Here is an 11,647-nt window from a genome sequence, read left to right on the forward strand (position 1 = left end):
GCTCGACCTGCGGGAGCGTGGTGCTGCTCAATCGACTGCAAATTTGCAGGCCAAAAGAGCAAATTGAGGTCACAAAATCGTGACCTTTGAGAGAGGACCAGTTTCGTAAAACGTCTGGTCGCTTATCCCGAAAATGGTTATACCACTTCGGCGGTAAGCGAGTCAATTTATATAAATTTCATATCTGGATTCAACGCGAAAATCCCGCGCCCTGCGACGCATGGGAAGCGGTCAAGGTAGCGACCAGTTCCGCGACAAACGGGTTGTGCAGCGTCTGCTCCCGCAGGCACACCTGCAGGTGACGCAGGGCCCAAGGCTCCACGAGACGTAGCACGGCGACACGCGGCAGGTCCGTCGCTTCCAGCGCGGACCGGGGCACGATCCCCAACCCCGCGCCGGTGGCGACGAGCTGGGCAATGGCGCGATACCCCGAGACCTGGACCCGCACGTCCAGTTGCCCGCCCAGTTGGGCGGCGTGGTTGACCAGGAAGGTGTGCAGGGCCATGCCGCTCTGCAAGCCCACGAACGGCTCGTCCAGGCAGACCTTGAAGCTGGCCTGCTTGCGCCGGGCCAGGCGCGATGACGTGGGGACCAGCAGCACCAGCTCGTCTTCACGGTAGGGGAGGTAGAGCAGGTCCGGATGCGCCTGCTCGACGGCCACGACGCCCAGATCGGCGCGGCCGGCGACCACCGCGCTGACGATGTCCTGGCTTGGACGCTCCTCCAACTGGATCCGCACGCCCGGATGCAGCACGAAGAAGCGCGCGAGGTCCGGGGGCAGGTGGCTGCTGATGGCGTTGTTGTTGGCGAAGAGGGTGATGTGCCCCGCGAGGCCCTGTGAGAACGGCAGCAGATCCGCATGCATCTGCTCCAGTTGCGCCAGACACCGCCGGACGTGCTCGAGCATGACGGCACCGGCGCGCGTGAGCGTCACGCCGCGGGCGCGACGCAGGAACAGCGGGCTGCCCAGCGACTCCTCCATCGCCTTGAGCCGCAGGCTCACGGAGGAGGGCGACAGGTGGCAGCGGGCCGCGCCTCGGGAGAGGTTGAGCTCCTCAGCCACGCTCAGGAATACCCGCAGATCGGTCAAGTCGTAGTGCACGGTGGCGGTCCTCGATGCGGCGTCCATCCGCGTGCGTTCTCCTCTGCGGAAGGTGCATGCGGTGGGCGGAAGCATCCGGTGGTTTTGTCTGCGACAAACGATCAGTTTGCCAGAACTCGCTTCTGCTCAGAGAGGCGCCTTCCCATACTGCGCCCCATGACTGAGCAGCTTTCACAAACACTCAACGCTCCGGAGCCCTCAAGGCCGCCGGTCGGAAAACCCCTGGCAGGCCTTGTCGTCGTCTCGCTGGAGCAGGCGCTGGCCGCGCCGCTGGCCACCTGCCGCCTCGCGGAGATGGGCGCGCGCGTGATCAAGGTCGAACGGGAGGAGGGCGACTTCGCGCGCGGCTATGACCGCGCCGCCTGCGGCGAAGCGTCCTACTTCGTGTGGATCAACCGCGGCAAGGAGTCGGTGGTCCTCGACTTCAAGCAGGCGGAGGATCGCGCGCTGCTCGACGCGCTGCTCGCGCAGGCCGATGTGTGCGTCCAGAACCTGGCGCCAGGCGCCCTGGCACGTGTCGGACTGGACAGCGAGACGCTGCGCCGAAAGCACCGGCGGCTGGTCACCTGCGACATCAGCGGCTACGGCGACGGCCCGGCCAGCGCGCTCAAGGCCTACGACATGCTGGTGCAGTGCGAGAGCGGCCTCGCCGGCATCACGGGCACACCGGAAGCCTGCGGCCGGATCGGCGTGTCCATCTGCGACATCGGTGCGGGTCTCAACGCCACGATCGCCATCCTGTCGGCGCTCGCGTCCCGAGAGCGGACGGGCGTGGGCTGCGGCGTCGCGGTCTCGCTGTTCGACGGCGCGGCCGATTGGATGACGGTGCCTTACGTGCATCAGGTGTATGGCGCGGGCGCGCCGACGCGCCAGGGCCTTCAGCATCCCTCCATCGCGCCGTACAGCGCCTTCACGACGAGCGACGGCGGCAGCGTGGTGATCAGCATCCAGAACGAGCGCGAGTGGGCCAGCTTCTGCGAGGGCTTCCTGGCGCAACCCGCGCTGGCCAAGGACGAACGCTTCAACAGCAACGACCGGCGCGTGACCCACCGGGAGGCGCTGCACGCCATCCTCGACGCGGCCTTCGGATCCTTGCCGCTGGACGAGGCGCTCGCCCGGCTGCAGCGCGCCAGGACCGCCTACGGGCAGGTCCGCACGGTGGCCGAGATGGCGACGCATCCGGCGCTGCGCACGTGGCCGATGCCGGTGGGCGACCGGCAGCTCGATCTGGTCGCACCGCCGGTTCGCGCGCCATGGGACAGCGGGCGTTTCGATCCCGCGCCGTCCCTCGATCAGCACGGCGCTGCCATCCGCGCCGAGTTCCTCCGCATCACCGACAGGGCCATCGCATGAGCCGCATCACCCACCACATCAACAGCGCCAACGACGCCACCAACGACCCCACGAACGGCGGCGACGAGGGCGGCGCCGTCATCGACCTGGACCATCTCCGGACGTGGATCGGCCGCGACACCTGGTCCGAAGACCACCTGTCGGTGCGACAGGCCCGACTCATGGCCGCCACGCTGGGAACGCCTCAGGATGAACTCGTCGTCGGCACGCCGTTGCCGCCGCTGTGGCATTGGCTGTACTTCCTCGAGGGACTGCCGCCGAGTGAACTCGGCCGTGACGGTCACGCCGCGCGCGGCGGTTTCCTGCCGCCGGTGCCGCTGTCCAACCGGATGTGGGCGGGCGGCGAATTGACCTTCCACCGGCCGTTGACCTTGGGCTCGTCCGTCGGGAAACGGTCCAGCGTCCGGTCCGTCGAGCACAAGCGCGGTCGCAGCGGCGACCTCGTGTTCGTCACTGTGCGCCATGAGCTGTTCAACGGCGACGAGCTGGCCGTCACCGAGGACCACGACATCGTCTACAAGGCGCCGACGCCGCCCGGGGCCTCGCGTGCCGCGCCGGTCACGATGCCGGAGGCGACGCATCGCGAGTCCTTCGCGCTCAACTCGACGCTGCTGTTCCGATATTCGGCGCTGAGCTTCAACGGTCACCGCATCCACTACGACGTCGACTACTGCCGCGAGGTGGAGGGCTACTCGAACCTGGTCGTCCATGGGCCGCTGCAGGCCACGCTGCTCTCAGCGCTGGCGCGGCGCCTGGGCAACCGACCGCTCCGGCAATTCCGTTACCGCGGCGTCCAACCCTGCGTGCTCGGCGCGCCTCTGACCCTCAACGCCGCCCCATCGCCGGAGGGGCTCACGCTCTGGACCGCGTTGGCGGACGGGGCGCCGTTCATGACGGCCGAAGCTTCCCACTGGAGACAACAACCATGACCTCATCGATCCGTCGCCGCTTCCTGTCCCGTGCGCTGGCCCATGCGCTGGCCCTGTCCGCGCTCGGCGCCTCGGCCGCCTTGTCGCTGGCCGCGCCGGCCTTCGCGCAGACCTTCCCCAGCAAGCCGATCACGCTGGTCGTGCCCTTCGTGGCCGGCGGGACGACCGACATCCTCGGACGCATCGTCGCGGAGGCCCTGGGCAAGCGCCTGGGGCAGGTCGTGCTCGTGGACAACCGCGGCGGCGCCGGAGGCAACCTCGGCGCGGCGCTGGTGGCCAAGGCCGATCCCGACGGCTACACGCTGCTGATGGGCTACAACGGCACGAACGCCATCAACCCGTCGCTGTATCCCAAGCTGTCCTGGGATCCGCTCAACAGCTTCAGTCCGATCTCGCTGGTCGCGCGGGTGAACAACGTCGTCGTCGTGAACCCCGCGCTGCCCATCAACAGCCTGCAGCAGCTGGTGGCGTATGCCAGGTCCCATCCCGGGAAGGTGAACTACGGATCGGCGGGCGCGGGCTCGATCTTCCATCTGGCGGGCGAGATGCTCTCGCAACAGACGGGCGTGCAGATGACGCACGTGCCGTACAAGGGCGCGGCGCCGGCGCTGACCGACCTGATGGGGGGCCAGATCGATCTCATGTTCACCACCATCCCGAACGCGCTGCAGCACATCAAGACGGGGCGCCTGCGCGCGCTCGGCGTGACCGGCGAGCAGCGCTCGCCGCTGTTCCCGGAGCTGCCCACGGCCGCGGAGGCCGGCTACAAGGGCATGGTCGTGGATTCGTGGTTCGGGATCTTCGCGCCGCACGGACTGCAGCCGGCCGTGCAGGCGAAGCTGAACCAGACCCTGCGCGCCGTGCTGGCCGACCCGGAGGTCGTCAGGCGCATGAAGGAACAGGGCGCCGAGCCCCGGGCGTCGTCGCCGGCCGAGCTGCAGGCGCTGCTGCAGACCGACCTCAAGAGCTGGAAGGCCGTCGTGACGGCGGCGAAGGTGTCGCTGGACTGAGGCGCGTTTCGCTCAGGTGATGATTTCGTTCGTCATCGCTTGCCGAGCGTGGTCGCGCGTCCGGGGCCTTCGAATGGCCAGATGTCTGCCTATATAAGCGACGTCTTCTGGGCTGCTCGTGACGGCCGAGCGATCATTGTTCCCGTTGGTCCGCGGGCAACTGCTTGGTGGATCTCCGCTCGAACTTGCGCTCGTAATCTGATCCGAGCCGCCACGCAGTCTTCTCCCCGTGCTGAGAACGCGGACCGTCTACCAGATGCCGGCATTGCATCTGACCATGGAGCGGATGGTTTCGGCGTTCGCTACTCTCTTCGGAGGTGCGCTTTCCGCGCGAGTTGCCTACGAGCCCGACGTGATGCTGGATTTCCGCGGCAAGCGCTGGGCACTCGCTTTGAAGACGCTCCATAGCAGCAGTCCAAGAACGATCTACGACAACATCAAGAAGGCGACGGACCAGATTGAGCGGTCAAAGGCTGATCACGGCCTCGTCATCCTGAACGTGAAGAACCTCCTGGATTACGAGGCGCTTTGGCCGTCGCCGTTGTCATCCTTTGCGGAGGCTAAAGCCATTGGCCTCCTTCAAGAACAGATGGGGAGAATCCCGAAGAGTCTGGATGAGATCCCGCACGAAGACTGGCTTGCTGCGTTTGGTCTTTTGCGGAAGGCATCACTGCCGATTGTTTTCATTGGACAGGCCGCTTGTTCTGCAGTTCCAACGCTAGGGAATGTACCGCATTTCATGTCGGTTAAGTCAATCCATACCTATCTCAATCCTGTCGAGGATCCCACGGGCAGCATGAAGCTGGTTCATGCGTTGCACCATGCGTCGCAGGAATTCGTGTAGGTCAATCGTCGCGACGATCCGAGAGGAACCGTGGATGTGCAGGAGCCTTCCACTGTCTCGAGAAGACACCGATCACACCAATCGCTGCAGTCTGCGATCACATGTCGAGCGCCGGCCGTGTTCAGCGCGAAGCCACCGTGTCTAGTCCTAGACGTCGCCCACGAGTCGTGCCGCTCATGAATGATGGGCGACTCATGTGGACGCGTGAGTAGAAGGAGACGAACTGACCTTGGACTCTATGCGAACCAGGCAGCTGTTGAGACATAGAGCCATCGAGTGCCCAAGCCGCGCGGACGCACCGACTGGTTGCTCAACGCGAGCGCCTTTCAACATCAGGAGAAGTCCTTGGAAGGCTGCTGCAAGCAGCACTGAGTCTCTGCGGACGTTTTGGATGGAGTGATTGAGATGCATCCGCAGCATGATTGCTTCCGACAGACCGCTTGAACGGCCGCGAAGCTCTTGTACCTTTGCGCGATGCAGGGCAGCGGGAAGGCGCTTGTCGATACCGTCGACTCTATCTGGCCTTTGAGAAGGGCAGGTGGGCGATCTCGCTGTATCACTGCGCGGATGAGGTAACGTGAGTGGATAAGGTACAGGGAGGGAGATCAGTGCCGACCGATGAACTCATCAGCGTGGAACGCCAGCGTCTGGCGATTACTCGAGCGAACCCATGTTCCTTCTCTGGTCGAGACGAGGCGAACAGCCGGCTCGCGGAGGTCGGCATAGCAGCGATGCTCGCCGCAGGCATACCTACGGGTCCGCCGGACTTCCCTGATGCGTACCTCTCAATGCGGTTGGACACCGATGTCAGAGAACTGATCGTCGCGGCCTGCTCGCGCAGGGGACAGCCTATTGCAACGAGCATTGACCATGTTGGAGCGGCCAAGTCATTCATTGCTGGGCTGCTTGGCGTCCCCGTAGATCGGGTGTCGGTGAACTTCAGCCAGGGCGGTGAGGTCAACAATGTTGAAGGCTTCTTTCTTCCCTGCGGAGTGGATGAAGGAGAGGTGTTTGTTCCAGCGGTTTTCGAGACGCCTGTCGAGCTGATTACCCATGAACTCGGACACGCCGTTCATTTCAAGCTTCAGCGAGGCGGGCATCGGCAGGATCCTGCGTACTGGAGATCGCATGAGATTGAGGCTGAGATCGGGCCGTACTTTGCGCAGATGAACTACTTGCTCGCGCATGGATCGAAGGACGAGTTTCTGCAGGCCCTGGGTGTGGTGACGAACTTGGTCAACAAGCTGGCGGTCCTCGTCGCGCACTTCTCTGGGTTGACCAGAGCGGAGTTCGAAAGCAGTGATGACCTCGCACATTTCTCGGGTGCGCAGGAAAGGCGTCTGTTGGTGGACCTGTTCGATGAAACGAAGCCCAATCAACGCGACATGGGACCGTTTAGGAGCTTGCTCGTTTCCGTGCTCAACGGATTCGGCCTGATCTTGGCCCTAAAGCTGGTTGACGAGCGAAGCTCGCTGGTGGTGTTCATGTCCGAGGACTCTTGCTCAATCCCGCTCCTGGATAAGCTGGCCGCAGCGTTTCCGCATCGCGACGACCTAGGGGACCTGGACGACATCAGTGAAGTGGTGCGCCGCTTGTTAGGACGTTTTCAGCGCTGAAGAGCCTTAGTCTCCCCGTGGAACAAGCCCGTCGACGAGACCGTGTTCCGAAGTGGCCCACCGCGTGTCAGACCATTCGATCGATCAGCCGATCAACGAAGAACGCGGTGCGCATCGCCATGAAGTCCGGGCGCTGGAGCGAATCGCTCTCGCTGTGCCCGCTTTCCTCTGACTTCCAGGAAAAGCACGGGGCATGCCGGTGTCGTTGAGGCGCGCTTAGCTAACGCTCTTCGTTGGACACGTGCCGATCGCCTCCGCTCGCTCCTATGCCGTACCTTGAGGTGTTTTGGTTCGTCATCGGGAAAGGGCCGCCTGCAGCGGCGTGCCAGCGCACTCAAAAGACGGACAATGTGCATTATGTTGCTATACGGATGGAGGCGCTTCGCAAGGCTGTGACTGGAAGCTCCTCACCACTGAGAGACCGCCGCATGCCGCCGGTCTAGAACTCCGCCACCTTCCCCCACGCCGACTGCCTGAACCTGTCGGGGTGATACGGCTTCGGATCGACGATCGGCGCGGCGCCCGAGGCAATGTCGGCGATCAGATGCCCCGCACCCGGGCCGATGCCGAAGCCGTGCCCGCTGAAGCCCGCCGCCAGGATGAGCCCCGGCAGGCTGCGGATCTCCCCGATGCCCGGCACGCCGTCCGGCGTGCTGTCGACGTAGCCGGCCCAGGCCGCCTTCAGCTCGCGGCCCTTGAACGCCGGCATCAGCGCCAAGGCCCGCTCGTGCGTCAGCTTGATCGTGCGCGGATCCGGCCGCGGATCCAGCACTCGCATGCGCTCCATCGGCGTGGGCTCGTCGAGCTTCCAGCGCCCCAGGCCCTCGTGGCCGGAGCGCACGCCCTCCCAGCCGCCCGGCGTCAAGGATCGCCAGCGGCGCGCGAACATCGGCAGGAACTGCGGCGCGAAGCGCATCAGCTGCGCCGTCGGATCCACCCGCGCGCGTGCCGCCACCGCCAGCGTGTAGCTGCCGTCGCTGCGGCGGGTCATGCTGATGTCCTTGGTGTGCAGCGCATCCGGCAAGCCCGCGTCCGGTCCCGGCGACACCGCCAGCGCCGTCTGCCGGATCGACGCCTGCGGGAAGCGGATGCCGTACTGCCGGCAGAAGGACGAGGCCCAGGCCCCGCCCGAGAGCACCGCCGTCCTCGCGCGGATGGTCCCGCGCTCGGTCACCACCGCGCTCAGCCGACCGCCCTCGGTCTCCAGCCCGCGCGCGGCGCAGCGCTGGTGCACCGTCCCGCCATGCCGCATCAGCGCGCGCGCCACCGCCGGCGCGGCCAGCGAAGGATCGGCCGTGCCGTCCGTCGGCGACCACACGCCGCCGCGCCAGGTCTTGCCGCTGGCGCGTCCGTGACGGCCGGCCTCTTCGCCCGACAGCATGTGCGTCGTCACGCCCACCGTCTTCGCGAACCGGCCCCATCGCGCCCAGCCTTCCAGCTCCGCCTCGTCGTTGCTGAGGTACAGCAGCCCGCAGCGTCGGAAGCCCGTGTCCTCGCCCTCGTCGAGCGCGAACCGTTCCCACAGATCCAGGCTCCGGGTCGCCATCGGCAACTCGCGCGCGTCGCGATTCTGCTGCCGGCACCAGCCCCAGTTGCGGCTGGACTGCTCGCCGCCGACCACGCCCTTCTCCACCAGCGCGACCTGCAAGCCGCGTCGCGCCAGGTAGTACGCCGTGAACACGCCGATGATGCCGGCGCCGATCACCACCACGTCCGCCTGCGTGGGCAGCGTCGGGGAGCTCTCGACCGTGTCGACGATGGCCCGCAGGCCCGCAGCGGCGCTCATGCCGTCACCCAGACCTTGCGCACGGTCTCCACGGTGCGCCAGGTCCCGACATAGCCGGGCTTGAGGATGAAGCAGTCGCCCGCGCGATAGGTGACCGGCGCGTGACCGTCCTCGGTGATCACCGCCACGCCCGACAGGATGTAGCAGAACTCCCAGGTCTCGCCCTTGATGGAGCGGTTCACGCCCGGCGTGGACTCGAACACCCCTGCCCTCACCGCGCCGTCCTTGGCGCTGTCCACGTCCCAGTTGCGGCAGACGATGTCGCCCTCCAGCACGCGATCGGCCGGCGGCCGGTATTCGCGGGGCTCGCCCAGTCGATCGAAATGGAAGCTGATGTGGCGGTCCGACATTCAGGTGTCCTCGCACAGGTACTTGAGTTGTTGATAGTCATCCAGGCCGTGGCGCGAGCCTTCGCGCCCGTAGCCCGATTCCTTGACGCCGCCGAAGGGCGCCGTCTCCGCGGCCAGCGCGCCGGCGTTGACGCCGACGATGCCGGCCTCCAACGCCGCGCCGACCCGCCGCATGCGCGCCGCGTCCCGCGTGTAGAAGTAGGCCGCCAGGCCGAAGGGCGTGTCGTTGGCCGCCGCCAGCACCGCCGCCTCGTCGAAGAATCGCGTCACCGGCACCACCGGCCCGAAGGTCTCCTCCGACGCGCAGAGCATCGTGGCGTCCACCTCCACCAGCACCGTCGGCGCGTAGTAGTGGGGGCCAGGTCTTGCCTCGTCGTGGATGCGCTCGCCGCCGACCACCACCCGCGCGCCGCGCGCCTGGGCGTCGCGGACGTGGCGCTCGATCTTCTCGACCGCGCGCAGGTTGATCATGGGACCGATCTGCGAGGCTGGATCGCTCGCCGGTCCCACGCGCAGCGCGGACACCCGCGCGCACAGCCGTTCCACGAAGGCGTCATGCACCTGGTCGTGGACGTAGACCCGGTTCGGGCACACGCAAGTCTGGCCGCCGTTGCGGAACTTGGCCGCCATCAGGCCCTCGACCGCCGCGTCCAGATCGGCGTCCTCGAAGACGATGAAGGGCGCGTTGCCGCCCAGCTCCAGCGAGAGCCGCTTGAGCGTCCCGGCCGACTCGCGCGCCAGGTGCTTGCCCACCGGCGTCGATCCGGTGAAGGTGATCTTGCGTACCCGGCTGTCGGCCAGCCAGACGTCGACCACTTCGGCCGCCCGCTGCCGCGACGCCGTCACCAGGTTGACCACGCCCGCGGGCAGCCCGGCCTCCTCCAGCAGCCTGACCAGCGCCAGCGAGGTCAGCGGCGTGTCCTCGGCCGGCTTGGCCACCACGGTGCAGCCGGCGGCCAGCGCGGGCGCGATCTTGCGGGCGATCATCGCGGCCGGGAAGTTCCACGGCGTGATCGCCGCGACCACGCCCACCGGCTCCTTCACCGCCAGCATGCGGCGCCGGTCCGAAGGCGCGGGAATCACGTCGCCATGGGACCGCGCGGCTTCCTCGGAGAACCACTCCGCATAGCTCGCCGCGTACAGCACCTCGGCGCGCGCTTCGGCCAGCGGCTTGCCCTGCTCGCGCGAGATCAGCCGCGCGAGATCCTCCCGATGGGCGACCATCAGGTCGTACCAGCGCCGCAGCAGACGGGCGCGCTCGCGCGGCGCCGTGGCTTTCCAGCCGGGCCCCGCGGCGAAGGCCGCGTCGACGCAGGCGCGCGCGTCGGGCGCGCCGCTGTCCGGCACCTGCGCAAAGTCACGATCCGACGCCGGATCGGTCACGACCAGGGTCCGGCCGTCGACGCCGTCGCGCCAGGCTGCGTCGATGAAGTTCCGCGTGCGTAGCAGCTCGGGGCGGTCCAGGAATGTCAGAGGCATGGCGGCTCCCGTGATCTCAGACATGCGCGACCAGCGCCGCGATCGCCTGACCCATCTCGGCGGTCGAGGCCTCGCCGCCCAGGTCGCGGGTGCGCGGGCCGTCGCGCAGCACGGTCTCGATCGCCGCGAGCACCGCGTCGTGCGCCTCGGTCTCGCCGAGGAACTGCAGCATCAGCGCCGCCGACCAGATCATCGCGACCGGGTTGGCGATGTTGCGGCCGTAGATGTCCGGCGCGGACCCGTGCACCGGCTCGAACAGCGAGGGGAAGCTGCGCTCCGGATTCAGGTTGGCCGACGGGGCCAGGCCGATGGTGCCGGTCGTCGCGGGCCCCAGGTCCGACAGGATGTCGCCGAAGAGGTTGGACGCCACCACCACGTCGAAGCGCCCGGGCTGCAGCACGAAGCGCGCGCTGAGGATGTCGATGTGCTGCTTGTCGACGGTGACCTCGGGATAGGCCTGACCGACCGCGTCGGCGCGGCCGTCCCACCAGGGCATCGAGATCGCGATCCCGTTGCTCTTGGTCGCGAGCGTCAGGTGCCTGCGCGCGCGCTGGCTGGCCAACGCGAAAGCGTAATGCAGCACGCGGTCCGCGCCGAAGCGCGAGTAGACCGACTCCTGGATCACGATCTCGCGATCGGTGCCCGCGTACATCACGCCGCCGAGGTTGGTGTACTCGCCCTCGGTGTTCTCGCGCACCACCAGGTAGTCGATGTCGCCGGGCTTGCGATGCGCGAGCGGGCATGGGACGCCCTCGAACAGACGCACCGGTCGCAGGTTGATGTACTGATCGAACTCGCGCCGGAACTTCAGCAGCGATCCCCACAGCGAGACGTGGTCCGGTACCGTCGCCGGCCAGCCCACCGCGCCGAAGAGCAGCGCGTCCTGGTCCTGCAACCGGGCTTTCCAGTCGTCCGGCATCATCTGGCCGGTCTGCTGGTAGTAGTCGCAGCTGGCCCATTCCACGGCCGTCAGCGCCAGCGACACGCCGAATCGGCCGGCCACCGCGTCCAGCACGCGCAGCGCTTCCGGCATCACCTCCTTGCCGATGCCGTCGCCGGGAATCACGGCGATCCGATGGGTCTTGCGGGTCATGAAGTCTCGTCTCCTTGAAGGCTGGCGACGGGCCGCGCGTGCGGGCGGGCCTCGTCGCCGTGATGGCAGGGGGCAGTGGGCGGCG

10 protein-coding genes are annotated in these 11,647 nt (G+C 67.0%); 5 read left to right on the top strand and 5 right to left on the bottom strand.

Going from position 1 to position 11,647, the window contains the following annotated elements; genetic code table 11:
* Positions 1-190 precede the first annotated feature (190 nt).
* A complete protein-coding gene (locus AC07PR_RS01500; RefSeq protein ID WP_495134126.1) occupies positions 191-1,129 on the bottom strand; it encodes a LysR family transcriptional regulator in 939 nt (312 codons plus the stop codon).
* Between the two features lie 129 nt (positions 1,130-1,258).
* On the opposite strand from AC07PR_RS01500, the gene AC07PR_RS01505 reads away from it, so the two are divergent.
* The 5 genes from AC07PR_RS01505 (at position 1,259) to AC07PR_RS01525 (ending at position 6,854) form a co-directional block, all read left to right on the top strand.
* Entirely contained in the window at positions 1,259-2,455 is a 1,197-nt protein-coding gene (locus AC07PR_RS01505; protein WP_495134127.1) for a CaiB/BaiF CoA transferase family protein, read from the top strand.
* Complete coding sequence (locus tag AC07PR_RS01510) at positions 2,452-3,384, top strand: HTD2 family dehydratase (RefSeq protein WP_495134128.1); 933 nt, start codon at positions 2,452-2,454, stop codon at positions 3,382-3,384. The genes AC07PR_RS01505 and AC07PR_RS01510 overlap by 4 nt, the downstream gene beginning before the upstream one ends.
* Positions 3,381-4,394: a Bug family tripartite tricarboxylate transporter substrate binding protein gene (locus tag AC07PR_RS01515; protein WP_495134129.1), complete on the top strand. Its 1,014-nt coding sequence runs from the start codon at positions 3,381-3,383 to the stop codon at positions 4,392-4,394. Before AC07PR_RS01510 ends, AC07PR_RS01515 begins: the two co-directional genes overlap by 4 nt.
* A 256-nt stretch (positions 4,395-4,650) precedes the next feature.
* The gene (locus AC07PR_RS01520; protein WP_495134130.1) at positions 4,651-5,238 is read left to right on the top strand and encodes a hypothetical protein; all 588 of its coding nucleotides are present in this window, start codon (positions 4,651-4,653) and stop codon (positions 5,236-5,238) included.
* A gap of 608 nt (positions 5,239-5,846) precedes the next feature.
* Complete coding sequence (locus AC07PR_RS01525; RefSeq protein ID WP_495134131.1) at positions 5,847-6,854, top strand: hypothetical protein; 1,008 nt, start codon at positions 5,847-5,849, stop codon at positions 6,852-6,854.
* Between the two features lie 439 nt (positions 6,855-7,293).
* Here the strand turns inward: AC07PR_RS01525 and AC07PR_RS01530 are convergent, their stop codons facing one another.
* The 4 genes from AC07PR_RS01530 to AC07PR_RS01545 are packed head-to-tail and all read right to left on the bottom strand — an operon-like array spanning position 7,294 to position 11,562.
* On the bottom strand, positions 7,294-8,640 hold the full coding sequence (locus AC07PR_RS01530) for an NAD(P)/FAD-dependent oxidoreductase (protein ID WP_495134132.1): 1,347 nt from the start codon (positions 8,638-8,640) through the stop codon (positions 7,294-7,296).
* Positions 8,637-8,990 carry a cupin domain-containing protein gene (locus tag AC07PR_RS01535; protein WP_495134133.1) on the bottom strand — a complete coding sequence of 118 codons (354 nt, stop codon included), beginning with the start codon at positions 8,988-8,990 and terminating at the stop codon, positions 8,637-8,639. Before AC07PR_RS01535 ends, AC07PR_RS01530 begins: the two co-directional genes overlap by 4 nt.
* Positions 8,991-10,469, bottom strand: coding sequence for an NAD-dependent succinate-semialdehyde dehydrogenase (locus AC07PR_RS01540; protein WP_495134134.1), 1,479 nt, complete (start codon positions 10,467-10,469; stop codon positions 8,991-8,993).
* Positions 10,470-10,485: 16 nt separating this feature from the next.
* Entirely contained in the window at positions 10,486-11,562 is a 1,077-nt protein-coding gene (locus AC07PR_RS01545; RefSeq protein ID WP_495134135.1) for a tartrate dehydrogenase, read from the bottom strand.
* Positions 11,563-11,647 lie beyond the last annotated feature (85 nt).

This window comes from Roseateles sp. GW821-FHT09H11 (genome assembly GCF_059415845.1).